This is a genomic window from Endozoicomonas sp. 4G (assembly GCF_023822025.1).
Classification (GTDB): Bacteria; Pseudomonadota; Gammaproteobacteria; order Pseudomonadales; family Endozoicomonadaceae; genus Endozoicomonas_A.
The window spans coordinates 4940660-4967016 of sequence record NZ_CP082909.1; the positions used below are offsets into that span (position 1 = coordinate 4940660).

The following is a 26357-nucleotide window of genomic DNA, read 5'->3' on the forward strand; positions in this document are numbered from 1 at the left end:
AAAACATGAATCTTTTTTAAAAATTCGGGAATAAAGGGAGAACTCACTCCGTCTTTAGGGTGAGTAATCTTTTTGGTGTATCCATGCCTGACATTGCAAAACAGTTTCAACAGCTTACGTCACCCTGGCGCGACCGCTTGTTCTCTGTAGCGGTGCGCCAGACAGACTCACGACAGCGAGCTGAAGACTGGGTGCAGGAAAGTATGCTCAAAGCCTGGAGACATTTTTCTGATCTCAAGGAGAAAGAAACGGTCTACGTCTGGCTGCTGAAAATACTTCAAAACGTCATCGTCGACGATGTACGACGGGAGTCAAGAAGAGTGCAGCTCGCACCGGTGGTCAGCGTTGAAGATGCAGAGCTTCAAAGGCACCCCTCGTCATCTCCGGGCCCCTTTGAAGAGCTACTAAAGAAGCAGAGCCAGGATCAGCTTCAGACCGCTATTTCGGCCTTACCCTGCGAGTTTCGCGAAGTGCTCCTGTTCAGGGATGTTGAAGGGCTGAGCTATCTGGAAATCAGTGACATCCTGGGAATTCCAAAAGGAACGGTGATGAGCCGTCTTTCCAGAGCGAGAAGAATGCTGTCCACCGCAATAATCAAATCGAGTGATAATCGCTCAAACCAGACTCGCAGCCGATCAGCAGAAGGTGTGTCATGAGTACTTCTTACAAAACAGAGGATCCTGAATGGCAGGAGCTTCATACCTCTTTGCAAGACCTACTGGCTGGCTATGCAGACAATGAGCTGGAAGACGACGAAGTCCTGATTGTCGAAGCTCATCTGGCAGGCTGCAAACTCTGTCGCGATGACCTTGCCAGACAGGTTGCTCTTAACCAGCACCTGAGCGCAATGCCACTGGCAAGAATGACTGTCAGCCTGCACGAAAAGCTGGACAGGATTACCGGACAACCCCGGAGCACGGACACTCAGAAACAAAAACCCGGAATAACGATCAGTCCGGGGCGGTGGCTGGAACGCCAATGGCTGAAGCTGACCTTTTCAGCCGGAGGCTGGGCAACCGCGTTGGCCCTGATGGTGGCCTTGTACATGCAACAGATGCCCAGTGCCCCCCATAGCGAAATTCCTATGGTGGCGGATGCTCTCTCCCATTACCAGGCAGCTGAGCAAGCCACTCTGCCGGTATCGCTACACGGGACAGAAGCCCCTGCCACCTGGCCGGGAGGCACCCTGCTGTCCAGTTGGGAAACGTCCATAGGCGGGGCACCAGCACAGGTTTACGCGATGCGCAGTGGCAAAGATATTGTGTTCCAGTATCGAATCGAAGAGTCCGTTCTCTTCAGGAATCCGCAAGTTCGTGCAGCCATTGCCCAACAGGGTAGCTTCACCCGCGAAAAGGATGGCACCGAAATCCGCGCGCTCCCCATGAAGTCCTCCGGACTGCTGATGGTAGGCCCACGCAGAGCGATGCCAGCCGTAAACGATTTGAAAATGAATACCATCTGAGCAGGCATGAAAAGCCTGACTGAATAACCATTAGTTGAGTGAGAGACAAACATGAAAAAGCTTAAAGCATTAGCAACTTCCATTGCCCTGGCTACCCTGGCAGCCTCTTCCATAGCTTCAGCCACTGTTGCTGCAACTGCCGCTACAGGCACCGCGAATGATCGCGAAGGTGTGTTCTACGACGCTGCTATTGAGCATCAGCCTGCCGATGGCGTGATCAGACTTTACGGTCCGGGTGGTCCTCACACCGCCCTGATTAAAGTGGCTGAAGCCTATGAAAAGAAAACAGGTAAAAAAGTAGAGGTTATTTTCGGACCTGAAACTAAGTGGACCCATGATGCCCAGGCCAAGGCTGACATTATCTTTGGTGCCTCTGAGCAGTCCATTACTGCGTACCTGGAAAACTACCACTTCATTTCCGAAAAAGATGTCCAGCCGGTTTACCTTCGTCGTGCCACCATCGCCGTTAAAGAAGGCAACCCAAAGGACATTCAAGGCTTTGATGATCTGCTAAAGCCGGGCATCAAAGTGGTTGTGACCGAAGGCAAGGGTGTCTACAACACTTCAGGCACGGGTCTCTGGGAAGATATCGCAGGCCGTGAAGGCTCACTGCAAGACATCCAGAAACTGAGAAAGAACATTGTTGCTTTCGAAAAAGGCAGTGGTGCGGCCTTTAAAGCCTTCGATAAAAAAGCTGACGCGTGGATTACCTGGATCGACTGGCCTCTGGCTAACTCCAGCAAAGTGGATTATGTAGAGCTGGAGAAAACCAGAACCATTTACCGGGACATGAACATCGCCGTATCTCCAAAAGCGGACCCGGCAACAGCTGACTTCGTTAAATTCCTGAACAGCAGCGAAGGGGAAAAGCTCGTCGCAACTCTCGGCTGGACTCGCTGACAGTAAAAACTGGTCAGATTGATGCTGGCAAGCATCAGTCTGGCAGGCCAGAAAAACGCTTACTTTTGATACCCAGAACCTGGCCGAGCCCCTCACGACAAAGGGCCAGCTCCAGAGTACTCCGGATCAGATGAGCGTTGTCCAGCGTCATCACATCATCAAGCATTTCCCTGGCTCTCTCCATAGTGATTTTCCTGAGCACCCATTTCACCTTAAGCAAGTTGGCCGCGCTCATGGAAAGCATGTCGAACCCCATGGCCAGAAGCAGAACAGAAGCCACCGGATCGCCCGCCATTTCACCGCAAATAGCGACTGACCGGCCTTCTTTGTGGCAATCTTCGACAATTTTTCGAAGTGCCTGCAAAACAGCCGGATGGAAAGAATGATATAAGCCCGCCACCCTGGGGTTATTACGATCCACCGCCAGCAGGTACTGCGTAAGGTCATTGGAACCGATCGACATAAAGTCCACGCTCTGGGCCAGTTCACGAACCTGATAGACGGCAGCAGGCACTTCAATCAAAACGCCAACCGGAGGCATCACCACAGTCAGGCCCTCGGCTAACACTTCACCATGTGCCCTGTGGATAAGATACAATGCATCTTCTACTTCATGGACACTGGTTATCATGGGCAGCATGATTCGAAGATTATCCAGGCCAACACTGGCCTTTAGCATCGCCTTGATTTGCACCAGAAATATTTCCGGATGATCCAGTGTGACCCGGATACCCCGCCAGCCAAGGAAAGGATTGTCTTCTTCAATGGGAAAATAGGACAACGCCTTGTCACCGCCCACATCCAGCGTGCGCATGGTGACCGGCCTGGGTGCAAAAGCCTCAAGTTGCTGACGATAGATTTTTTCCTGTTCCGCTTCACTGGGGAATCGATCCCTGAGCATAAAAGGAACTTCGGTACGATAGAGACCGACACCTTCCGCGCCACGATCCAGGGAGCGAACCGTATCCGTCATAAGACCGGTATTCACCCAAAGCGGCAACCGGTGTTCATCCACAGTGACACAGGGCAGATCGCTGATCGCTTCAAGCCCTTCACTGAATTCTTTTTCTTCTTCAACAACGGCCTGATAGTGTTCCAGCAGTTCTTTGGAAGGCGACGCATAAACCAGGCCAAGGTTACCATCGACAATCAACTGCTTGCTGGACATCTTGTGATAGGGCAGGTCGACAGCCCCCATCACGGTAGGAATGCCCATAGCCCTGGCCAGAATGGCCGCATGGGAGTTGCTTGAGCCCCGCACGGATACAAGGCCAGCCAGCTTCTCCCGGGGAACATCCGCCAGCATACTGGCGGTCAGCTCTTCGCTGATCAAAACAGTCTGATCAGGGTAGCTTATGTTTTCATGGTCCTGTTTCTGAATGCTGGCCAGAACCCGACGACCAAGGTCTTTTACATCAACCGCACGCTCCCGCATATAAGCGTCGTCCATTCTTTCAAAATTACGAATGTGCTCGTCTATAACCTGCCTGAGCGCTCCCGGTGCCCAGTTCCCCTGTTTCACCCGGTTCCTGATTTCCAGCCCCAGGGCATTGTCGTCCAGCATCCGTAGATAGACATCAAACAAGGCCTGCTCTTCTGCTGGCAGATGGCCAGAGAGCTTTTCGGCTGTGGCTTTCATTTCCGAGCGAACCGACGCCAGGGCCAGATCCAGCGACTCCAGCTCTTTCTTGATGTCATGACAAATACGATCAGGAACAGCGCGCAGATAAGCCACCGGTGCAACGACAACGGCTTCACCAATGGCAACACCGGTGGCACTGGGCGTCCCTTGAAAACGAGCTGTTTTTTGGGTATCTACCGTAACATGCAAGGAACCGGTGGCCTCAGCATGGGCGATAACACCGGCAAGCTGGGCAGACATGGTGACCAGGAAAGCTTCTTCATGTTCGTCAAAACGACGCTGTTCTTTTTGTTGAACCACCAGTACACCCAGAGTCATCCGGTGATGAATGATGGGAACGCCAAGAAAAGCATGAAACTTTTCCTCACCGGTTTCCTTGATGTAACGGTATTTAGGATGAGAGGAGGCCATTTTCAGGTTGATAGGCTCTTCTCTGAGACCCACCTGGCCGATCAGACCTTCAGACTGGGATAAACAGGCGACACCGACAGCCTTTTTATTCAGGCCTTCTGTCGCCATAAGCGTATAGACAGATTGTTCAGCATCGTAGAGATAAACAGAACAGACTTCAGTGGCCATAGCCTGCCGAACCCGCTGCACAATGATGTCCAGCGCCATCCTCAAATCCGAAGCGGCACTGACTTCCTGTACAATTGTACGCAAGGTGTTCAGCATGGTGACTTAATCCAGTCTGATTATCTGTCTCCTGTATCTGCTATCCCAGGAATAACAGACGCCCGATTCTGTTGTTTGCCATGAAATGTCAAAGATCGCACTTCACTGCCTATTGTCTGAGCCTTTGTTACCTTGCAGTTGTCCTATCCGGGGAGCCAGCTCACGCAAAGCACGGCGGTAGACCTCCCTTTTGAATGAAACGACCTGCCCCAACGGATACCAGTAACTGACCCATCGCCAGCCATCAAACTCCGGTGATCCGGTATGATCCACACTAATCCGATCATCACCGCTCAGCAGCTCCAACAGAAACCATTTCTGTTTCTGTCCAATGCAAAGCGGGTACTGATCTCTACGAACCAGCCTTCTGGGCAGGCGATAACGCAGCCAGCCACGAGTGCAATCCAGAACTTTGACGTCTTGGGGCTGAAGCCCAACTTCTTCGTACAGCTCGCGATACATGGCCTGTTCGGGGGTTTCATCATCGTTTATGCCCCCCTGGGGAAACTGCCATGCTTCCTGTCTGATTCGCCTGGCCCACAGGACCTGTCCGTGACGATTAGCGAGGATTATGCCCACATTGGGCCTGAATCCATCTGTATCAATCACTTAAGCGACTACCTTAAACTCTTTCTTATCCGGCATTGTTTCATAAACCACTGCACAACAGCAATCTAGGAGCCTGACCGAGAATAGCTGCCCTACTGCGGCGACAGCAAATTGGTCTAAAAATCCGCTTTTGTTCGTCAAATAGCTAGCTATTCTCCTCACAAAACCGAATTTTTATCCTCAATTTTCTGCCGTCCTCGCTACGGGCGCCATTCTCGGTCAGGCTCCTAGAGCTCAGCAATCAGGATGCCACTTTTGCTTTCCTGAAAAAAATCATCAACAATCTTTAGGAAGATTTTCATAGTACAATCCCCCCTTCATTTTTCAGAAGTGCAATCTGACAGGAGTATTTGTGGCTCTGGCAATTTTTGATCTTGATAACACCCTGATAGCCGGTGACAGCGACTATCTATGGGGACAGTTCATGGCTAATGAAGGTCTGGTGGATGCTGCCCACTTTCATGCCGGCAATGATCGTTTCTATCAACAGTACGAAGCGGGCACGCTGGTTCTTAGTGAATACCTGGACTTTTGTCTTGAGCCACTGACCCGCTACACTCTGGACGAACTTAAAACCTGGCACGACCAATTCATGGAGCAAAGCATTCGCCCCATCATGCTGGAAAAAGCGGTGAACCTCCTGAAAAAGCACCGGGAACAGGGTGATCACCTGATGATCATCACCGCCACCAGCCGATTTGTTACCGAGCCTATTGCCAGAGCATTTGATGTCGACACGCTGCTGGCCATAGAACTTGAGATTGAAGATAACCGCTACACCGGAAAAGTGGTCGGCACGCCGACGTTTCAGGAAGGCAAGGTGATCCGCCTTAAGCAATGGTTGCAGGAAAACCCGGAATACTCTCTGGAAGGCAGCCACTTCTATAGTGATTCAAAAAATGACCTGCCTCTGCTGGGTCAGGTAGATCACTCTTTCGCTGTTGATTCTGACCCTGAGTTGACCGCGGTGGCTACTGAGAAAGGATGGCCTGTGATCAGCCTCAGGTAAATTTGATTTATTTCTTCAGAACAGTCCGTTTCTGTGCTTTATTTAGGGGGCGTCGGCAGCTTGACCAAGCCATTGCTGATACCTCCACAAGAGTAAGTCCCTTACCCGGACTCTGCTCACAATCATTAAAACAAGCGGAGAGACGATGGACAGATCCCACTTCTACGCCTTGATGGAAGGTGAAGGTAAACTGGACTACGAAGTTTATCTCAACACGCCACAGATTCTTAAAGCCCAGAAACCGATGGCTGATCTTTGCAATAAAGATGAACTGATGTTCCAGGTCGTTCATCAGGTCGAAGAACTCTGGATGAAACTGATCGGCTACACCCTTCTGGACATTGATGATTACCTTCAGGAAACCAATACCCATCGCGTCATTACCCTGTTCCAGAGAGTACATCGAACACTGACTATGATGACCAGCCAGCTGCAACTGCTGGAAAGCATGTCACCAAAAGAGTATCAGGAGATCCGGCTGCAACTGGGTAATGGCAGTGGCCAGGAATCCCCCGGATTCAGAACGCTATTGAAAATGCCTCCTTTCCTCTGGGAGAGTTATAAAACCCATTATCTGGATCAAAAAGGGCTGACGGTAGAAAAAATCTATAACTCACAATACCGTCACTGCGACGCCTATGTGGTGGCAGAAGCGCTCACCGAGTTCGATGAACAGTTTCAGTTTTTCCGTATTCACCACCTTAAACTGATCTACAGAACCATTGGCATTGGCGCTAAATCCTTAAAAGGCCGCTCTGTAGAGTTGCTGCAAAAAGGCATTCAACACCGGTTCTTCCCCGAGCTCTGGGATATCCGTGGTGCAATGACCGATGCCTGGGGCGGGGAGTATGGCGTAAAAAGGGATAAACTCAACAACGAAAATGGCTCATGACCACTGATATTCAAGAACGGTTTTATCAACCGGAACAGGGTGTCTACCTTCTGAACCACTCGGTTGGTTGTCTGCCCAGAAGTGCCAGCGACGCCTTTGTGAATCATTTTCTGGAACCCTGGAAACAGCAAGGCAGCAATGCATGGGGACAATGGCTCGACAACCTGACCCGGTTCAATGGGGCTCTGGCCAATCTGCTGAACGGTGAAACCCAACAGTTTTGCCCACAGACCAACCTGTCCAGCGCTCTGACAAAAATAGTGGGGTCGCTGCCACTGCCACCTGCTGGCCATCATATTCTGCTGTCAGAGCGAGACTTCCCTTCGATGGGATTTGTGATCCAGACCCTGTGTCAACGTTTTGGACTCAAGCCCCGTTTCATACCTCACGAAGCTGACCTTACGGACTTGAACTGCTGGGATGACATGCTGTCCGACGATACTTGGCTGGCTTTTATCACTCACGTTCAGTCCAATGACAGCCTGCGTTTGCCCGTTGCTGAAATCACAGAACTGACCCACAGGAAATCGGTTATTTCTGTTGTCGATATCGCCCAGTCAGCTGGCGTGGTTCCTATTGACCTCAAAACCTGGCAGGCCGACTTTGTGATCGGTTCCAGTGTTAAATGGCTGTGCGGTGGCCCCGGCAGTGGCTATCTCTGGGCCAGTGATCACATCATCGAACATTGTCAGCCCATGGATGTCGGCTGGTTCTCTCATCAGAACCCTATGGAGTTTGATATTCATCACTTTGACTATGGGGAGGATGCAGGGCGCTTTGCTGGCGGAACCCCGTCCATTATGCCCTTTACCGTCTCGGCAGAGAGTATCCGAACCCTGGACGGTATCGGTACGGAAGCGATTTTTCAGCATAACCAGAAGCTGATTAATCGTATTATCGCCCAGATTCGCCAGGGAGAGATTCGCTCACCATTGCAGGAAGATCGTCGGGGAGGCACCCTGGCTATCTCATTTAAAAATAACCAGAAAGCCATGGCCGCTATGAATAACGCCAGCATAGTCTGCGATCAACGATCTGAAGGCCTGCGTTTTTCACCTCATATCTACAATACGGAAGAAGACGCAGACCAGCTGGTTGAAGTCATTAACCGGCTCTGATCAGGCCCGGGTCACCCGGGCAATGATCGCCTTGATGTATTCGGTCTCCGGTATGGCAGGCAGAACAGGATGATCGGGACCCTGATGGCCTTGCTCGATAATTTGCAAATTACGATCAATATGGCGACTGCCCGCCCTGAGGGCATCGAACAGTGACTCTTTCTGAAGATGCATGGAGCAGGAACAGGACACCAGAATGCCATCCTTTTCCAACAACCTCATGGCCAGCTCGTTAATGCGGCGATAGGCCTGCTCACCGGCTTTGGTATCCTTGCGTTTCTTGATAAAGGCCGGTGGGTCAACAATCACCACATCGAACTTTTCCCCTTCATCCCTCAAGGCTTTCAGAGCCGTGAAAGCATCACCCTGGATAGACGCTACACGATCGGCAAGACCGTTAAGCCCGGCATTTTCATGAACCAGGTCTACCGCCTGTTCAGAAGCATCAACACAGGTTACATGGCTGGCGCCAAAAGCCGCACACTGAACACCCCAGCCACCGACATAACTGAACACATCGAGTACTTTCTTACCACTGACGTAGTGACGCAGACGTTCCCGGTTCAGGCGATGGTCGTAGAACCAGCCCGTTTTCTGGCCTTTCATAACCGGGGCCAGAAATTTCACACCGTTCTCTTCCAGTGCTACTTTTTCCGGCACTTCGCCATAAGCAACTTCTACATACTCAGGCAGTTTTTCCAGCTGTCGACCGGTTCCGTCATTTTTCAAAAGAATGCCTGAGGGCTTGAGCACCTTGACCAGGGCATCAACAATATCGCCCTTCACCGCTTCCATACCGGCGGTGGACATCTGGGCAACAACAACATCGCCGAAACGATCCACCACCAGTCCCGGCAAACCATCACTGTCGCCAAAGACCAGACGGTAGAAGGGTTTGTGAAATACTCTCTCCCTCAGGCTCAGGGCCACCTGAAGACGATGCACCAGCAGTGAACGATCCAGAACATATTTGCTGTCTCGACTGACCAGACGGGCACAAATCAGGCTATTCGGGTTTATATAGCCTGTCCCCAGGGGTTTGCCTTCAGCACTTTCGATATTGATCAGCTCCCCTGTTTCAAAGTTTCTCAGGGGAGAACTCTGGGTATCGACTTCATTACTGTAGATCCAGAGATGACCCGCTTTTAATCGACGATCAGCCCGGTTCTTCAGGCGGAGAGTTTTTAACGTCATGGAGTTACTACCAGGGCGGCAAGAGGGTAAACAGGAAGGGAGGATTATAAAGGTTCAGAGCACTTCGGTCATTGCGGGATATTTATCACTTTTTGCCGACAGTTGTCAGGAGGTGAACCGCCACCTCGTTTCCTAATCTGAAAAAAAGACACTCCTAATAAGTGTTTCCCCCTGCAAAAGCATTGAAAAATCGAAAAAACACTCTGGTAAGTCGAAAAAAATCAGCAGACATACGAATTGGTTAAAAGATAATCAGACTTTATTCTCAACCTATTAACGGGTTGCCTGGAGCCTGACGCGGCAGAAGTCGTCCGGCAGACTCCCGTAGGAGTGATGACTATGAGAGCACAGCTTCAAGAAAGCCTGGCTGAAATGCTTCTGGGTTTTAATGATCTGGACGATCTTGAGCAGATAAAGTCTCTGGTAGACTCTGCCAACAAGGGATCGGCTTCCGGTGCCAACCACTTTGTCGAGCATTCCGGTCAGGCTGTTCAGCCACACGACCTGAAAAATTTCCTTCGCATCTATCCGATGGCGCAGGCCATGGTCGCCATGGTTCGCCATTACGAACTTAACAAAGAGACGGATACTCTCAAGGTCGTTCTCGAATCCCTGCTGGAAGATCTGGAAGAAAGAGAAGCCAACGAGACACTTCACTGAAACAGGCTTGCAGGACTGTTTATTCGGTTCAAGACTGTTCATTCGGTTCAAGACTGTTCATTCGGTTCAAGACTGTTCATTCGGTTCAAGACTGTTCATTCGGTTCAAGACTGTTCATTCGGTTCAAGACTGTTCATTCGGTTCAAGACTGTTCATTCGGTTCAAGACTGTTCATTCGATTCAGGACTGTTTACTCTAAAACAACACCTGAACTGAATCAGTGAGGCTAAGCATGTTGACTCTGTCCAAGGAAAACAGACGCCAACTCAGCGAGAACGGTTATACGGTTATTCCTGACGCTGTTCCGCTGTCCCTGTGTGATGACGCCATTGATTTAATCACACACTTTCTTGATATTGACCTCAGCAATCCCCAAAGCTGGTACCAAAAAGATCTCGGATACAACGGTCTGGTTCCTGTTCATCAGCATCAGAGCCTCTGGAATATAAGACAACACCCTAATATTCACGCCCTTTTCTCACAACTCCTTGGTACTGAAAAACTCTGGGTTCGCATGGACAGGCTGTCCTTCAAACCGCCCTCTCTTGATCCCGAAACGGACCAGCTAAAACGTCATATCCATCTCGACTTTCCCGCAGAAAAACTCACATCATTGCGCTTGCAGGGCATTCTCTATCTGACTGACACCGAAAAAGACCAGGGGGCATTCTGCTGTGTGCCCAGCCTTTTCAAAAAAGATGATGTGCTTAAACACCGTGAAAGTCTCTGGTTCTCTGAAGAAGAACTCAGTCAGTATCCGATCGAACCGATAGCAGCACAGGCCGGTTCGCTGATCATCTGGGATTCAGGTCTTCCCCACTCTGGAATGCTGAATATTTCAGACAAACCCAGGCTGGCAGTCTATATTTCTATGTTTCCGGCAGGCTCTGAAGGAACGGCTGAAGAACGTATACAGCTCTGGCAGGAAAAACGAGCACCAGAAAAGTGGCGGGGCCTGCGCTATCAACAAGATCCGGAACCGGGAGAACCTGCTCAGCTCAGTGAGCTGGGCAAGAAACTGTTGGGACTGGAAAAATACACCTGACTGTTCCCGTCCTGCCGACGGAGCTTTAAACGACAAGGGTTAAGTACTTGAAACATTATATGGCCCTGTTCCTTGCTTCGCTATTTTTGTTGCACAGTTTACAGGCTCAGGCGGCGACTCAACCTACAGCCTCTACAGTACCATCATGCGACTCTCTGACAGGACAAACGCTGGGCGTGCAGCGACGGCTAGACCAGTATAAAGAGTTTTTTCGCGGAAAACAGTGTCTTGTTCTCAGTGCCAACCGGAAAGAAAATTTAAATGAATTGATCCATCAGGCTCCTGAAAATACGGTGATACTGCTCTCCTCCAACATTGTTCCTGTGAGAGGTAGAACCGCGGTTGAGTACTTTACATATAAAATAGTTTTAAAGGATGGCCAAGACATTATTGGAGCCGCTGACGACGGTTTTGAAATCGTCGTCATGTCCAGAGGTCACGGAAGCGAACATATGGTCGAGGTAGGAACCTCTGAAAATTTCCGGTTTGGAGAAACAAGAGACAGCCATATCAAACACCTTACTTTCCGGCCACTTGGATACACCGCGGGTCACCCAGACGGTGGCTTCCCCGAACCTAACTCTATTATTTTCGCAGAATGTTACAACCGGAGACTGATTGTAAAAGACAACATATTCCATCTTCCCAACCGATCCGCAATGAATCTTGATTGCAAAAAATCGCTGGATGCAACGGCCGATAGCAATCGCCCTGGTCCGGGCCTGCAGTTTGCCAATAACACGATCAGAGGTCACCTAATCCAGAACAGGTTCCTGAACTATATGCCCGAAGATGGGGTATTTGTAAATCTTCCTGCTATCAGAAACCAGTCACAGAGAATCTCTGTTACCGATAATACATTCCTGGGCAGAGTGGCAGAGGCGGGTGAATTTACTCTTGGGCCCGGAAGCCGTATGGATATCTTCAGAAATACCGTAGACATTATCAATAATGGCAGCACTAACACATTTCGCGATGCTTCTGCCCAACGATCACCACGAGTGGGAGGCTTTACTCTTATAGGTCATACCGATGCCAATGCAGAGCCTCCTCTCTTTAACCTGGCAGGCAACTGGATCCAGGTAAGTCCCCGGGCAGAAGAGGCCGCTATAAACGTCAGCCCCCCTCTCAGACTGGCCCTGGCCTGTAATCACCTGCAGGCCATCCGTCCATGGCGACAATTTCAACCACACTTCAGCCTGAAAGCTGATGATCCGTTACCGCTGGCAGGTGAGTGTGAAAGACCGATGACGTCGCCCGTTGTCACGCCAACGCCAAATTCAACGGTTGCCATGCCATCAGCAAGCTCAACCGTTTTTACGCCAACACCTGCTCCCTATTCCATCAGCCAGATTCTAAACACCTGGACGGCCATTAACTCCTCTGCCACGGCCTGTGATGGACTGGTCAACTACGAAGGTCGTTTTTTCTTTAAATCAGCAGTCTGCCCGACTGTCACTACGCCCTCTGCTTTTGTTACTGATAAAGCTTTTAGCGGCAACACGACCTCCAATAAAAAAGGCCTGATCTCTACTTCATCAGCAGATTCAACCAGAATGACTGCGGGTTCAGGTGTTATAACCACTCTGGCCATATTGTTGGCTCTATATCAGAGCGCAAGCAGTCTCTAAAATAAAACACACTCAGCTCGTCCCAGACTTCGTTTTATTGACTACTTTAAAGACCACCCATTTCTTTTTATACAGGCGCTGGTCTAATGAAACTCAGGCTCACAGGCAGTATCGTCCTGCTTTCACTCTGTTTGATGTCCTCACTGGCTTTTGCCGTAACCTATTCGGACAATCTGGTACTGGTGGTCTATGAAAGTAACGCCGAGGTCAATATGGTGCTGGTCTCGGCAGATCACCCAGAGAAGGTTCTGGCCAGCTCAGTGGCTTCTCCGGTTCATATCAGCTACAGCCAGTCACCGGATTATGAAGACTATTATGCAGCCTCTCTCGCCGGTATGGGCCATCCCGGCACGCTGGCATTCCGTGATTCTGAAACCATTCTGTTTGCTGCTGCGCTTGATAATCTCAGAAAGTCAGCCCGCTTCCACTGGCCAGGCCTGAAGTATGACGACAAGATCAGGCTTGATGCAGTATTCGTTGGTATTTCCGGATTCTACGAACACAAGGATAAAACGCTTACGGTTGATGGCAGAACCATGACCAAAGAGCAGTACATTGACAAGAACCTGAGAGAAGTACTGAAGTTACGTAACTTCCCGATATTCCAGCATAAACTTCTGCAACTGGACTCCGATGCCCGTCTGATGGGCAAAGTGGCCAAACAGAAGGCAGGCGGAAAGGGTGAATTAAGGGATCTGGATTTTATTCAACTGACCACTTACGCCGTCGGTTACAAAATTCGGGACGGTATTATGCAGGATGATCTGGTGACTTATGGCAGTGAGGGTGGAAGTTATCAGTACGGCATCAGCATTCAGGAAAATTTTCTTGATCAACTGCCAGTAACCTGTACAGCCAGTGATTTTAACATACTGGATCTAGAGCACGTACCGGTTCTGAAAGCCATGAATGCCATGCCAACCGTGGCTGCTTATGAGCAAGCACGCAAAGGTGACTACCTATCCTACCCTGAGCTGGGCTATAGCAAAACGGAACAGGCACGATTGAATACCACCTTGCCTACCAGAAAGTTTAATCACCTGTTTGTTCGCTTGAAAAACAAGAAGAATGAAGCGGGCTACGTCGGCTTCTGGGTGCTGCAACAGAATACCGTGCCAGCGGGCATCGCTGAGGAAGACTGGTATTACGGCCAAAACACCTTAACCGAATGTGCCAGGATAACCTTTATTCCAGTCATTAAAAGCGTCGTTGAGGGGCTGAGTGAAGAGGGCATTGACAAAGACAGGGAGGGCAACAATGTGCCTCTGCTCATGGTAGGGGAGTTGCCGGTGGGGCAGACTGTACGGGTGAAAGATGCGCTTAATGAGGTTCTGAGCGAAGAAGACCTGAAGCGCATGGTCTGGTTGAACCCTTCGCAATACCGAGAGCTTCTGGCGATAGCGGGTGTCAAGCTGTTGCAGGGATATGGCTATGCACCTGAGCGGAACAAGCTAAATCCGGAGTTATAAACAAGGATCCGTTATGCATAAACTTGCCCTGCGGATAAACGCCAGACTTGTTGAGCACGCTAAAAAATATGCTGCTGACCACGGCAAATCTTTGTCTCAACTGGTAGCTGATTATTTTAATGCGCTACTTGAGGAATCTGATGTCAGCAAAAAACTGCCTCCCCTCACACAAAGTCTCAGGGGTATCATGGCAGGTTCTGAAGTATCGAGTGAGGAGGATTACAAAAAATACCTTGAGGATAAGTATCTATTAACCAGCCCTGGCTCCCTGCTGAATCAGCCTGACTGACGTTTCTGTTAGCTCGCTAATTCTTTGCCAAAAAAGTGACCGCTGCTCTCTATCAACAGGCTCCAGTGGCTTAAGCTTTTCCAGAGCAGTCTGAAGCGCCTTTGGGCAGACCGATTCCCGAACAGGCCGGGGCTGGTCAGGAAAGTTGTCTGAGAAAAGTCGATTCCAATCAAAGCAACAACCCGGATCGGCTTTTCCCCGGAAACCGGCTATCTGCTCATGACCAAGAATCCGTTGTGGATCATTCAAACTGGGGTAATGCTGCTGCAACTGTTGAATCACATCTTTCAGAGCTGAATATTGCGCATTGGTGAAAGGGAAAACATTCCCGTTATAGTTAACCAGCTCTATGCCAATGGCGAAATCGTTGAACGCTTCCTTTTCCTGCCAGCGGCTAATCCCTGCATGCCAGGCTCTGTGAGCCGTGCCGTTCAAGCAACTGACCAGCTCATAGATGGCTCCATCCAGATCAATCACCAGATGGGCTGAAGCCCCACACTCGCTGCTTGAAAAAATGTCCAGCGTGCCCTGAAGGTCTACCGCCGTGTAATGCAAGACCAGAAACTCTACAGGAATTTCCCGGGCATCAAAGTTGGGGCTGGGGTGTGAAACGAAGCGAAGAGCCATTGATTTGCCTGTAAAAGGTGTGGAATCCGAAGAACTTTTAGCCTAACCAGCCCTCTGTCCAGAGATCAAGGGCGAATGTTAGAAAGTCCACTTCCTGAAAGATAACGAATCGCCACTTTTATGGCTTCAGTCATGCTGACATCAGAGGCAATACCTTTACCAGCGATGTCGTAGGCGGTGCCGTGATCTACCGAAGTTCTCAGAAAAGGCAAGCCGCAGGTGATGGAAATGGTTTTGTGGAAGTCCACCATCTTGGTCGCGATGTGACCCTGATCATGGTAGAGCGAGATAACCGCATCAAATTTTCCATTCAATGCCTGATAAAACACCGAATCAGCAGGCCAGGGGCCGGATACGTTCAACCCAAGCTGTTGCAACCTGAGAACAGCGGGCCTGATTTCTTCCTGCTCTTCATGCCCAAACAGGCCGTTATCGCCGCAATGAGGGTTTAGCCCTGCTATGGCCAGACTGGGCATCTCGATACCCAGTGATTTCAGGGCTTCAATCGCTTTTTGCGCACATTGAATCAAATTATTTCGAGTGACATAGTCACAGGCCTGCCTGAGAGACAGGTGTCGTGAAAGAAAAAAGACTTTCAATCCCGCCACTTCAAACAACGTCAGTGGGTGCCTGCTGTCTGTCAGATCAGCAAGAATTTCGGTGTGCCCTGCCTGTCTGATATTGGCTGCGGCCAGGGACATCTTGTTAATAGGCGGTGTTACCAGAGCATGAACCTGTTGCTCCAGGGCCAGCTGTGTTGCCAGTTGAATGCAGTCGTAAGCCATCTTCCCGGCGGCAGCTGAAACCGTGCCCGGCTCGAAATGTTGAGGAGGAACAGTGGGTTCGAGGAGATTGAGAATATCGGTCCGGGGATCAATATCGGTACAAGCCTTCACAGGCTTGATGGTCAGGGGCAAACAGCAGGTCGAGATAACCTGTTGAAGAACCGCACCATAGCCGACCACCAGCAATCGACAGCTATTAGAGAAGTCATTGGCAGCAAGTGCTTTTACCAGGATTTCCGGGCCGATGCCGGCCGGGTCACCCATTGGAATACAGATCAGGGGATTCATTACTCACAGCCAGCCAGAAGCCTGACGGTCAGGATCCTGACTGGGACTCAGTCTGATTGATAGCTGTGAGTTTAGACCAGACGCGCAATGATGACGTGCAATGATGACGTGCAGACATTGTCGCACAATCAGGAGCGAATGATATTACCACCCGCTTCCCTGATAGCCGCCAGACTTTCATCATCGAAACGGCTGTCCGTGATAATAGTATCCAGCTCATCCAGCTGGCAGATAGTCTTCATGCTGGAAGCACCAAACTTGCTGGAGTCTGCCAGCAGAACGCTGCGGGTTGCCCGATCCAGCATCTTGCGACGAATAAAGTAATGGTCGGTCGACGCTGTGGTCATACCGTGCTCCAGACTCCAGCTGTTGGTGGCCAGAAAGGCAATATCGGCATTAATGCTGTCCAGGAAAGACAGGGCGGTAGTATCACAGTGAGCCTTGGTAATGGCGCTGACCAGACCCCCGGTGGTGTAGACCTTGGCGGTCGAAGAATCAGAAAGTTGCAGGGCGATTTTCAGGTCGGGAGTGATCACCGTGACCTTCATGCGCATCAACAGCTTGGCCAGGGCCATGGTGCTGGTTCCCGCATCCAGCAGAACGATCTGCCCTTCCTTAACCAGCTTGAGGGCTTCGTAAGCAATGGACTTTTTCTCTTCGATGTTGACAGCATTCTTCTTTTCGTAAGGGATATCTTCCATCAGGAAGCTTTTGGATACCGCACCGCCATAGGTGACGCGCAGTTTGTCTTCCTGTTCCAGGGTTCGTATATCGCGACGAATGGTCATCTGGGAAACATCGAATTTCTCCGCCATCTCTTCGATGTTGGCACAGCCTTTTTCCTCTACGTAAGTCAGAATGTGCTCTCGACGCTCAACGGGAAGCATACCTAAACCTCTTGAATCATTGCGTATCTGTTATTTACGCCGCTCACCAGCTGTGGGGCGTAGTACTGGTTCGTGCTGCCGATATAGAGACAAGGCAATCAGAGCAGCTAAAATTCACTGGCGGATTATATGGCAGAATTTGTTCAGTTTCTTCCCCAGATATACCTATATGGTTAAAAAAGAAACGAGTTTTGACTCAGGAATCAGGCTCTGTCCTGACTGTGACCTGATGATAAAGACCCCGACCTTTGCTCATGACCCGGCCTATCGGCAGCAGGCTTCATGCCCCCGATGCGGCTGTGTGCTGGAGTCTCACCGACCTGCGGGCATCCAGCGCTGCCTGGCTCTGGTTGTGACCGGCTTAATCCTGTTTATACCCGCCAATTATTACCCCGTTCTCTCCATGGATATTCTGGGGAATGTGCAGCAAAGCACGATTTCTGAAGGGGTAATCGCTCTTTACCAGGGAGGTTATGGTGCCGTCGCTCTGCTGGTTCTGTTGTCTGCCATCCTGATCCCTTTTCTGCGTCTTGTGATTTTGTTTCAGGTTCTTGTTTCTGTCGGCAACGGTTGGGGACGCAGAAGATCCAGAACCTTGTTGAGAATTTATACGCTCTTGCAAGAGTGGGGTATGACAGAAATCTATTTCCTGGGCGCCCTGGTAGCGGTTATCAAGCTGGCAGATATGGCCAGTGTGCAGACCGGTGCAGGCTTATATTGCTTTGCCGGGCTGATGCTCTGTGAACTGATGATCACCCTGAACCTGAATGAGCATGAGCTGTGGAAAATGTTGGGAGAGGATCCATGACCGTAACAGATCCATCCAGCCAGATGTCCAGCGGTGCTGAGCGCAGGATAAAACTTTGCCTGAACTGCCACAGGGTGTGTCGGGCAGGTGAGATCCGATGTCCCCGATGTGGCAGCAAAGTACGTCTAAGAAAAAAGGACAGCCTTTCTCGTTGCTGGGCTCTGACCCTGAGCGCCGCGCTGCTCTACATACCTGCAAACCTGCTGCCGATAATGACGGTAAGCCGGTTTGGGCGAGGCAGGCCAGATACCATTATGTCGGGCGTCATAGAGCTGATGCACCATGGTATGGCACCCATTGCCCTGCTGGTTTTTACCGCCAGTATTCTGGTGCCCCTGATGAAACTTCTGGGCATGGCATGGCTGCTGGTTTGTGTGCAAACAGGGGCAATGAACCCGGATCGTCAGACCCGTCTGTATCGACTGATTGTCTGGATTGGCCGCTGGTCCATGCTGGATATTTTTATTATTTCCCTTCTTGTCGCACTGGTGCAGTTCGGTCATCTGGGTACTGTGACGGCCGGTCCTGCTGCTTTTGCGTTTGCTGCGGTGGTGGTGCTAACCATGTCGGCAGCCATGAGTTTTGATCCCAGACTACTTTGGGATCGGTCCAGTCAGTTGAGCTTAAAAGGAGATCAACAGTGAGCGACGAAAAGATGGCTGTGAACGCAGATCTGAAAGAGCATCGTCGTGTTCCAGCGATCTGGCTGCTGCCGGTGATTGCCCTGATGATCGTTTCCTTTCTGGTCTGGAGAACCCTTTATCACACGGGTCTGGAAGTTCACGTTCATTTTGACAATGCCAAGGGCATGAAAGCAGGCAAAACCGAAGTCAGGTACAACGGCCTGGCGGTTGGAAAAGTGACCCGAATGACCATGACAGAAGACCTGAAAGGTGTCGATGTCGAGCTGGAAATGGATCGGCAGATGAAGCCGTATCTCAGGGAATACAGTCAGTTCTGGCTGGTTCAGCCTCAGCTTTCTGTAGCCGGCGTGTCCGGTCTGGAAACGCTGGTCTCTGGCAACTACATCGCCTTCAGGCCCTCTGGGAGGGGTGAGACAAAGCGGTCATTTTCGGCGCTAGAATCGCCACCCGCCCCAGGCGTTCGAGAAGGAGGGCTGAGCCTGATACTTCAGGCTGATGAGTTATCTTCTGTGCAGGAGGGAAGTCCGGTCTATTATCGCCGTCTGAAGATTGGCGAAGTGACTCGCTACGCACTCTCGCAGGATGACGAAAGGGTTGATATTCATGTGTACATCAAGCCGACATTCAGCCATCTGGTAAGAAAAAATACCCGCTTCTGGAATGCAGGGGGGGTGGATATCTCCGGGAGTCTGACCCATCTGAAAGTAAGAACCCAGTCTTTGACTTCCATGATTCAGGGCGGTGTGGCTCTTTATACCCCGGATTGGGAAGAACAAGAGCCGGAGGCTGCCAACGGCACCCGCTTTCCTTTGTATAACGATTATGATGCCGCAGAAGCGGGCATCAGTATTGCCATTGAATTCCCTCTGGATGTTGCCCTTGGACAGGAGAAATCAAAAATACTTTTCCACGGTATGGAAGTGGGTGTTATCAAAGATGCCTCGTTTAATGAGGATTACTCAGCCATTATCGCCGAGGCCGTTATTCGCCCTGAAGCCAGACATATTCTGGTCAAAGGTGCCCGTTTCTGGATGGTGGCACCACAAATCAACCTGAAAGGCATCACGGGTCTGGAAACCCTGTTGGCTGGCCGTTATATCGCTATGGATGTCAGTCAGGTTGATATGAAAAAAGCGGAGCCGGAAACGAAATTCATCGGTCTGGCCAGCAAGCCTCCGGCATCGCCTTCCTCTCCGGGCCTGCACCTTGAACTCAGGGCTGACTCTCTTGAGGGTCTGAGCCAGGGTAGCCCTGTCCTCTATAGAAAAATGCCCGTCGGGCAGGTGGAGTCCTACACACTTGGGAAGGATGGGGTCGTGGTCAAAATATTGATCATGCCCAAATATCAACACCTTGTGAATAAAAGCACGCTTTTCTGGAATATCAGCGGTGTCACCCTGGAGGGTGGATTGCAGGGGTTCAAGGTCAGGACAGGCACACTCAATTCCATGCTTTCAGGAGGCATTGCCTTTAAAACCCCCAACCCTGATGCCGCCAGAGTAGCCAACAAAACCCGGTTTGTTTTATATGACGATATGAGCCGGGCAAGCGAAACAGGCCAGGTGATAGACATTCAGTTTGAATCTGCGGACGGTCTGCAGGTAGGTACACGGCTGAAGTACAAAGGTCTGGAGATGGGAAGAGTGACAGAACTGAATCTGGATGAGACTAAAAAAGCCATCCTGGCCCGTGTGTTACTTAACGAAGGCGCTGATTGGCTGGCTCGCACGGGTTCCAGATTCTGGCTGGTTAAACCCAGGCTGGGCCTGACCAACACGGCGCACCTGGAAACGCTGTTGACAGGTCTTTATATCGGCGTGTCACCGGCACGCTCTGAAACCGCTGCTAAACGTGTTGCTTTTGTCGCAAACCCGAGGGCACCTGATGACCAGCCTCGCGCCGGCGGCCTTCGTATTCAGTTAGTCAGCACTCAATTGGGCTCCATTAAACCGGGCAATCCTGTTTATTACCGAGAAATACCGGTAGGCGTGGTCACCGGATTCAAGTTAGGTAATCCCGCCGACAAGGTTATTATTTTTCTGAACATCGAAGATCACTATGCGCCGCTGGTCACTGACAAAAGCCGGTTCTGGAATGCCAGTGGGGTCGATTTCCAGTTTGGTTTATTCAGTGGTGCCAGGCTTCGAACAGAGTCTCTCGAAGCGATTCTGGCAGGTGGTATCGCGTTTGCGACGCCAGAGCAGGGAGATCCGGTGACTCCGGAAACTTCGTTCGAACTGGCCGACGAACCGAAACCTGAATGGCTGAAGTGGACTCCGGGTATCCTGCACCCCGAATAGCGGCTCCGTTAACTCAGACAACCTCTTTACTGGCTGAGTGCTGATATGAAAGGGGAACCCGGTTTATATTACAAAACAGCTGATAGGGAATAGTACCGGCATACCTTGCAACCTCAACCACTGGCAGGTCTTTGCCCCAGAGCAACACAGGATCGCCCACTTTCACATCAGCCATTTCTGACAGATCGACCGTTAACATATCCATGGAGACTCGACCTGTCAGTGGCACTGACTGACCGTTGACGAGCACAGGTGTGCCATTCGGAGCCAGGGGATAGCCATCAGCGTAACCCATGGCTATGACACCCAAACGAGTGGTCTTGTTGGTCACCGCTGTACCGGCATAACCGACCGGACTGCCAGCGGGCACTTCCTTGATATTGATAATGGCGGAATGGAGTGCCATCACCGGCCTGAGCCTGGCTTCAATGTCATGGCAGTGATCAAAAGGAGAGGCTCCGTAAAGCATCAGTCCGGGCCGGCTCCAGTCTGCTCTGGCACTGGCGCAATGAATAAGACCGGCTGAATTGGCAATACTTCTTTCACCCGGTAATCCCAGCGTATGCTGCTCAAAGACTTCAAGCTGCTGCCGGGTGTAACCCGTGTCCGTTTGGTCGGCACAGGACAGGTGAGTCATCAGGAGAATCTCGCTGACCCAGGGCAGTTGCTCAAGTCTTGTCCAGGCCTCGCGATAGTGACCGGGAAGAATGCCCACCCTGTGCATACCAGAGTCCATTTTCAGCCAGACCCTGATGGGCTTCTCCAGCGGGGTCTGTTCAAGTTGTTTTATCTGTTCCGGATTGTGTACAACGATATCAAGGCTTTCTGAGGCAACGTCTATGAGTTCGGACTGATCGAAAAAACCTTCGAGAATAAGCAGGCGGTTGCTGATGCCGGCGGCCCTGAGTTCCAGCGCTTCTTCAATGCAGGCCACTGCAAATCCGTCGGCTTCCTCTGACAGGGACCGTGCACAAGGAATGGCACCATGACCGTAGGCGTCGGCTTTGACAACCGCCAGGGCTTTGCCCTTGCCTGACAGTGATTTAGCCAGTCGATAATTATGTTTGAGAGCGTCAAGATGAATGACGGCCCTGGCCGGACGACTCATAGTTGCCGCATTTCCCCCGAGTCAAATCAAACAGCCATGAGCCGAAAATGCCGCTCATGCTGAAGTCTCAATGCTATCAATTAATAAGCTATTGCTCTTTAAGTGTTTTTATTAATTCTATTAGTGACTAAATAATACCCCGTATAGCTAAATCTCCCTACATTTTGTTTCTTATTGTTCTAAGCAGGTCGCGGTCATTTGTATCTAAACTGTCTCTCCACATGAACAATCACAAGTGGGCGTAATATGGTTTTTCTTGAAGACCTGGAGCATCCTGAGTCAGCTTTGATATTAAACGACGGAAGTATAATTATTTCAGAGGCCGGCAAGGAGAGAGGTTGTCTGATTCGGGTTTCGGCCTCAGGAAAAAAACGCCATATTTTTGCCCGACTCGACAGACCCGGCGGTCTGTTGCAGAACCCTTATGATGGCAGTATCTGGGTTACCGAAACCCGTCAATCATCAGTGCTCAGGCTCAATTCTGATGGCTCGCTGGCCGAGCGTTTTTCCGGCGACAGTGACACTCCCTTGCTTTGGCCCAATGGTATGACTCTGGGGCCTGATGGGGCTATTTATCTGACGGACTCTGGTATCCGTGTCACTGACCTGATCACGGCAGGAAGGGCTAATCCGGACATCTGGGAAGGGCCAATGCAGGGAAAGTTGTTTCGACTCGATCCCATCAGCAAACAACTGGATTGTCTTGATGACGGATTTCGTTTTGCCAGTGGTATTGCCTTTGCTCCGGATGGAAAACTCTATATCAGTGAGTCAGTAACAGGGAATATTTATCGTTACCCGTTTACTGACCGATTGGAGGTTGCCAGCCGGGAACGGTTTGTAACGGTCACCGATGCTGCTGGCCCATGCCGGGTGGCAGGACCCGATGGCATCACCTTTGACACGGAGGGTAACCTTTACGTTGCCATGTTTGGTCAGGGTCATGTGGCCACCGTCACTGCCAATGGCGACATTCAGCGAACGATTGTGACCCGGGGCTCATGTCCTATGGATGTTATTTTTGGCGGCAAGGACAACAACAGACTTTATATCACTGAGTATCAGCGGGGCAGGGTTGAAATGGTTGAGGTGTCTGCAAGTATTCGGTGAACACACAACACAACATTGTTCCTCTGCCGGATGAAAGACCTTGGCATTCGGCAACTCTTCCCGAGAAACTCGTCTATCCTTGTGCTTTTGCCGAATTCGTAGCCGGATATGCGCTGTACGGAGTTGCTGGCCAGACTTTTATTCGCCCTTCTGCTGGTGACTTCCGGCAACGCCGTGCCTGATGATGTTGGTACCGGAGAGTCTGTCGCTTATCTCAAAACCCTCCTTATACGGAGCCTGGACGACGAAGAGGCGTTTTCCCGTCATGCCATTCACTACCTGGCGCTGACCGGTCAGGAGTCCATACCTTTCGTGGACAATCTTGCTGGCAATTATCCTTTAGTCTGGCTGAACCTGATTCAGCAGTTCCAGCAGTTTCTGCCAGACTGTCCTGAAGCACTCTCCTTGCTGGACTCAATTCTGAACTTTTTTATCAGAGAGTCGTCGTTTGTCGTGCATTGGGAAAGGCAATGGAAAGACTGGCAACAAAAGCTGGAAGAACAGCCGGACAAATTTTTATTGCACTGGCTTGTCAGGGAGTGGTTGCGACTTGTTCCCGGAGGTGGTCACTGGAAAGCAGAACAGTTCTGGCAATCGTGGCTAACGGGGCAGACAATAACACCTGAGATGGAGCAGCTTGGGCAACTGCATTATCCAGCCCCCTGCCGAAATACGCCAAAACCGGATGAAGGCACTTTCGGATTACCCGGTGCGAGCGCCCATCTCCTCCATGACCGGGGTGGAGGCCCTGATGTGGTGATTCGTCCGGGTGGTTCAACACCCTATCATCCTAACCGTCAAAAGTTGGAGCATGCTGCCCGGTTTCATCATTTTGCTGCCAGTCATCCTTCACGTCGTAGCAATGCTCACACCGCCCGGAACCAGGTACAGGAAAATTCGCTACAAAAGTCCTTTGATGATCAACAGGCACAGATTCAGCAACGTTTAAACAACCAGCCTCTGTCAGCGGAAAACTGGCAGGCCATGATTAGCCTGTTGAAATCGGGATTGCCCAAAGCGTCCAACCCGGAAGAGGTCGAGCAGTCCATCAGGCACCATGAGAACCAGCTTGTCAGAGTGAAAACCCATCATGGCATTATGGCGCGTTTCAATACGGAACCGCTTCAGGCCAGGAAAGACCATATTGCCTTTTTGGAGAACGAAGGCGGTTACCTTTTTTCCGAAGCAAGGCAGCAACATGATATAGAAGCGGCGCAGTGGGAAATTCGCAGCCTTGAGACCTTTGAGGCCATGTCACAGAACCGGCAACAGATGACCATGGTTGAATACCGTCACTGGCTGGAACATAACATGGCTGAATTCACGGGTCTGCGCCATCATCCGCAACTGACCGCCCCGATACAGTGGGAGCAGCAAGGGGTGCAGCTCAGTGGCAGGGTTTGCCACAGGAAAGCCGGGTGCTTCAAAAAAACCTGGCTTTCAGGCATCACAGCCCTGAGCGAAGCAGATAACCCTGGCGCACTCCAGAACCAGAATGCGCTGATGGTGCTTTTGGATGGTATTGCCGATTTGGAAAAACTTCGTCGGCAGACGCTAGCAGATATTCAGGCTCAGCAGCAACAGACACCGGATGAAAACCTGCTGTTCACTGCCCTGGAAACCCTTGGTCGGGGTGAAGACCCGCTGACCCAGGGTATTGAGCAGGCAACGGAAAGTATGGTCAGAGTCTCTTACCAGCACTTTCCAGAAGGAACTGAACGGGTTCTTCATGCTCTAAGTCGTGTCGATAGCGCCATGGATGCCGTGGTGGAGTTTATCGACGACAGCACTGGCAACCGGGTCAGTGCCGTCTGGCAACAACTGGACGAAATCACTCAGGCTCGTATACTGGGAGCCGGGAAGGTGCTTTCGGTGCTGGTGCCGGTTGCCAAAGTGAGGGCTTTGGCTGAGCTGGCCAGAGTACCGTCACCTGCGCTGAAGAAAGATGGCTGGCATCCGGACAGTGTGGAGGCTCGGCATAAGGAATGGCAGGAGTTTTATTCTCCAGATAGGAGAATACCAGGAGCTTCAGAGTTTGAAGCATCACTATTTCGAATGTCTTCCGGAGAAAGGGTTGCTCATATTAAAGTTACTCTTAAAGTGGTTGCACAGAACTACGGCTGGGTGAAAGACAATAAGATCAGTAAAATGAATGATCGAGACGTTTACAAAGGAAACGATGGCTTTTTGTATTCCATTGATAGTCAGCATGGTAGGTTTGAAAAAAATGATCCAAAAAGCGGTAAACATATAGATGAGGTTGATATTGACTTAAATCCTGTTGAGAAAAAATATGACAGCTCAGGACAGCATGATCTGAAGGTTAAGTAATGAAATGGATGAAACTTGTTGATTGTAATATGGATTGGTTTTCACATGGCACTGTTTTCAGAGTACCAGGAAAATATCCATATGAAAATCTAGTCGACTTTATGGTTTATGACCCAGCCATGATAGACAGAGGGCAAGGGTTGATGGTTAGTTCCGGATATAAGGCAGGTCTGATTTTAGTCTTACTACCAAAAGAATCATCAATTAAAGACAGCCTTTACAGGCGCTCTATAGAGAAGAACTGGCTTATCGAGAACTGGTCCCAATGGGTATACCCTGAATGTCCTGTATCAGAGGTTTACGTATCTGAAGGTTATAAAGCCGATCCTTTATAAATTGCTATGGCGGATCATGCCCCCGCATCACCTCCAACCTTTCCTCACCCATCTCCCAAGGCAACCACTCGGATAAATCATCCGGCGGCTGTCGGTTATTATCGGCACAGGCCTGAAGGTAACCGCTCAGCCAGGTGTGAAGATTGATACCCCAGAGATTCAGCGTCACGAAAATAGAAAACAGCCAGGCAGTCAGCTGACCACTCCACTCACTGCCTGCACCATAATAGTTCTTGCGCCCCACAACAGGGTTGTGTAATGCTCGCTCGGCGGCATTATTATCCAGTGGAATACCCGGATCATCCACAAACCGGGTCAGATCTTCCCAGTGCCGCTGAAGACTCTTGAGGACTTTCGTGGGTTTCTTCCTTAACCGTGGGCGGGGCAGTAGTGAGAACGGCAGACTGGGACATGCCAGAGCTGTAGTAGACAATGGCTGAATATCCGTGTGTTCACCGAACACTTACAAGTGTCTAACGAGGGTTTTACTGTTAACTAAAACGAGAGTACAACACTCTGAAACAGAGTCCTCTCGAAAA

The 26357-nt window shown here is 50.6% G+C and carries 25 protein-coding genes; 17 read left to right on the top strand and 8 right to left on the bottom strand.

The genetic code is table 11. From position 1 onward, the window contains the following. Positions 1-83 precede the first annotated feature (83 nt). From K7B67_RS19400 to K7B67_RS19410, 3 genes are read left to right on the top strand one after another with little or no spacing between them, the layout of a single operon-like run. Positions 84-656, top strand: coding sequence for a sigma-70 family RNA polymerase sigma factor (locus K7B67_RS19400; RefSeq protein ID WP_252177508.1), 573 nt, complete (start codon positions 84-86; stop codon positions 654-656). Beyond that, a complete protein-coding gene (locus K7B67_RS19405; protein WP_252177509.1) occupies positions 653-1462 on the top strand; it encodes a zf-HC2 domain-containing protein in 810 nt (269 codons plus the stop codon). Before K7B67_RS19400 ends, K7B67_RS19405 begins: the two co-directional genes overlap by 4 nt. Before the next feature lie 51 nt (positions 1463-1513). Next, positions 1514-2362 (top strand): substrate-binding domain-containing protein, encoded by an 849-nt coding sequence (locus K7B67_RS19410; RefSeq protein WP_252177510.1) that lies wholly within the window; start codon positions 1514-1516, stop codon positions 2360-2362. Positions 2363-2396: 34 nt separating this feature from the next. Here K7B67_RS19410 and ptsP read toward each other — a convergent pair whose 3' ends face one another. Further along, complete coding sequence (ptsP, locus tag K7B67_RS19415; protein ID WP_252177511.1) at positions 2397-4679, bottom strand: phosphoenolpyruvate--protein phosphotransferase; 2283 nt, start codon at positions 4677-4679, stop codon at positions 2397-2399. Positions 4680-4781: 102 nt separating this feature from the next. After that, the gene (gene rppH / locus K7B67_RS19420; protein ID WP_252177512.1) at positions 4782-5288 is read right to left on the bottom strand and encodes an RNA pyrophosphohydrolase; all 507 of its coding nucleotides are present in this window, start codon (positions 5286-5288) and stop codon (positions 4782-4784) included. Between the two features lie 352 nt (positions 5289-5640). Between rppH and K7B67_RS19425 the strand changes: the two genes are divergently transcribed. The 3 genes from K7B67_RS19425 to K7B67_RS19435 all read left to right on the top strand — a co-directional run bounded on the left by K7B67_RS19425 (position 5641) and on the right by K7B67_RS19435 (position 8307). Continuing rightward, a complete protein-coding gene (locus K7B67_RS19425; protein WP_252177513.1) occupies positions 5641-6297 on the top strand; it encodes an HAD family hydrolase in 657 nt (218 codons plus the stop codon). Between the two features lie 145 nt (positions 6298-6442). Continuing rightward, positions 6443-7189 (top strand): tryptophan 2,3-dioxygenase family protein, encoded by a 747-nt coding sequence (locus K7B67_RS19430; protein WP_252177514.1) that lies wholly within the window; start codon positions 6443-6445, stop codon positions 7187-7189. Continuing rightward, positions 7186-8307, top strand: coding sequence for an aminotransferase class V-fold PLP-dependent enzyme (locus K7B67_RS19435; protein WP_252177515.1), 1122 nt, complete (start codon positions 7186-7188; stop codon positions 8305-8307). The genes K7B67_RS19430 and K7B67_RS19435 overlap by 4 nt, the downstream gene beginning before the upstream one ends. On the opposite strand, the gene K7B67_RS19440 is transcribed toward K7B67_RS19435, so the two are convergent. Continuing rightward, positions 8308-9501 (bottom strand): class I SAM-dependent rRNA methyltransferase, encoded by a 1194-nt coding sequence (locus K7B67_RS19440; RefSeq protein ID WP_252177516.1) that lies wholly within the window; start codon positions 9499-9501, stop codon positions 8308-8310. Between the two features lie 339 nt (positions 9502-9840). On the opposite strand from K7B67_RS19440, the gene K7B67_RS19445 reads away from it, so the two are divergent. The 5 genes from K7B67_RS19445 to K7B67_RS19465 all read left to right on the top strand — a co-directional run bounded on the left by K7B67_RS19445 (position 9841) and on the right by K7B67_RS19465 (position 14595). Further along, positions 9841-10161 carry a hypothetical protein gene (locus K7B67_RS19445; protein WP_252177517.1) on the top strand — a complete coding sequence of 107 codons (321 nt, stop codon included), beginning with the start codon at positions 9841-9843 and terminating at the stop codon, positions 10159-10161. Between the two features lie 232 nt (positions 10162-10393). After that, positions 10394-11206, top strand: coding sequence for a phytanoyl-CoA dioxygenase family protein (locus K7B67_RS19450; RefSeq protein WP_252177518.1), 813 nt, complete (start codon positions 10394-10396; stop codon positions 11204-11206). A gap of 47 nt (positions 11207-11253) precedes the next feature. Then, positions 11254-12837: a hypothetical protein gene (locus K7B67_RS19455; RefSeq protein ID WP_252177519.1), complete on the top strand. Its 1584-nt coding sequence runs from the start codon at positions 11254-11256 to the stop codon at positions 12835-12837. Positions 12838-12923: 86 nt separating this feature from the next. After that, the gene (locus tag K7B67_RS19460; protein WP_252177520.1) at positions 12924-14306 is read left to right on the top strand and encodes a hypothetical protein; all 1383 of its coding nucleotides are present in this window, start codon (positions 12924-12926) and stop codon (positions 14304-14306) included. A gap of 13 nt (positions 14307-14319) precedes the next feature. Beyond that, positions 14320-14595, top strand: coding sequence for a DUF6364 family protein (locus K7B67_RS19465; protein WP_252177521.1), 276 nt, complete (start codon positions 14320-14322; stop codon positions 14593-14595). Here the strand turns inward: K7B67_RS19465 and K7B67_RS19470 are convergent. From K7B67_RS19470 to K7B67_RS19480, 3 genes are all read right to left on the bottom strand, one after another. After that, positions 14557-15222: an N-acetylmuramoyl-L-alanine amidase gene (locus K7B67_RS19470; RefSeq protein ID WP_252177522.1), complete on the bottom strand. Its 666-nt coding sequence runs from the start codon at positions 15220-15222 to the stop codon at positions 14557-14559. The genes K7B67_RS19465 and K7B67_RS19470 overlap by 39 nt on opposite strands. Before the next feature lie 65 nt (positions 15223-15287). After that, positions 15288-16295 carry a 4-hydroxythreonine-4-phosphate dehydrogenase PdxA gene (gene pdxA, locus K7B67_RS19475; protein ID WP_252177523.1) on the bottom strand — a complete coding sequence of 336 codons (1008 nt, stop codon included), beginning with the start codon at positions 16293-16295 and terminating at the stop codon, positions 15288-15290. Between the two features lie 128 nt (positions 16296-16423). Continuing rightward, complete coding sequence (locus K7B67_RS19480; protein ID WP_252177524.1) at positions 16424-17182, bottom strand: DeoR/GlpR family DNA-binding transcription regulator; 759 nt, start codon at positions 17180-17182, stop codon at positions 16424-16426. 169 nt (positions 17183-17351) lie between these two features. Between K7B67_RS19480 and K7B67_RS19485 the strand changes: the two genes are divergently transcribed. Genes K7B67_RS19485 through K7B67_RS19495 form a run of 3 tightly spaced genes read left to right on the top strand, consistent with a single transcriptional unit; the run spans position 17352 to position 20934 of the window. Then, positions 17352-17990 carry a paraquat-inducible protein A gene (locus K7B67_RS19485; RefSeq protein WP_252177525.1) on the top strand — a complete coding sequence of 213 codons (639 nt, stop codon included), beginning with the start codon at positions 17352-17354 and terminating at the stop codon, positions 17988-17990. Next, positions 17987-18634, top strand: a complete 648-nt coding sequence (locus K7B67_RS19490; RefSeq protein ID WP_252177526.1) for a paraquat-inducible protein A — start codon at positions 17987-17989, stop codon at positions 18632-18634. Before K7B67_RS19485 ends, K7B67_RS19490 begins: the two co-directional genes overlap by 4 nt. Then, positions 18631-20934: an MlaD family protein gene (locus K7B67_RS19495; RefSeq protein ID WP_252177527.1), complete on the top strand. Its 2304-nt coding sequence runs from the start codon at positions 18631-18633 to the stop codon at positions 20932-20934. The genes K7B67_RS19490 and K7B67_RS19495 overlap by 4 nt, the downstream gene beginning before the upstream one ends. A 13-nt stretch (positions 20935-20947) precedes the next feature. On the opposite strand, the gene alr is transcribed toward K7B67_RS19495, so the two are convergent. Continuing rightward, positions 20948-22042: an alanine racemase gene (gene alr, locus K7B67_RS19500; protein ID WP_252177528.1), complete on the bottom strand. Its 1095-nt coding sequence runs from the start codon at positions 22040-22042 to the stop codon at positions 20948-20950. A gap of 246 nt (positions 22043-22288) precedes the next feature. Between alr and K7B67_RS19505 the strand changes: the two genes are divergently transcribed. The 3 genes from K7B67_RS19505 to imm45 all read left to right on the top strand — a co-directional run bounded on the left by K7B67_RS19505 (position 22289) and on the right by imm45 (position 25818). Then, on the top strand, positions 22289-23152 hold the full coding sequence (locus K7B67_RS19505; protein WP_252177529.1) for an SMP-30/gluconolactonase/LRE family protein: 864 nt from the start codon (positions 22289-22291) through the stop codon (positions 23150-23152). Positions 23153-23260: 108 nt separating this feature from the next. Beyond that, entirely contained in the window at positions 23261-25483 is a 2223-nt protein-coding gene (locus K7B67_RS19510; protein WP_252177530.1) for a hypothetical protein, read from the top strand. An 8-nt stretch (positions 25484-25491) separates the two neighbouring features. Then, positions 25492-25818: an Imm45 family immunity protein gene (gene imm45, locus K7B67_RS19515; protein WP_252177531.1), complete on the top strand. Its 327-nt coding sequence runs from the start codon at positions 25492-25494 to the stop codon at positions 25816-25818. 4 nt (positions 25819-25822) lie between these two features. Here imm45 and K7B67_RS23910 read toward each other — a convergent pair whose 3' ends face one another. After that, positions 25823-26281 carry a transposase gene (locus tag K7B67_RS23910; RefSeq protein ID WP_256484576.1) on the bottom strand — a complete coding sequence of 153 codons (459 nt, stop codon included), beginning with the start codon at positions 26279-26281 and terminating at the stop codon, positions 25823-25825. Positions 26282-26357 lie beyond the last annotated feature (76 nt).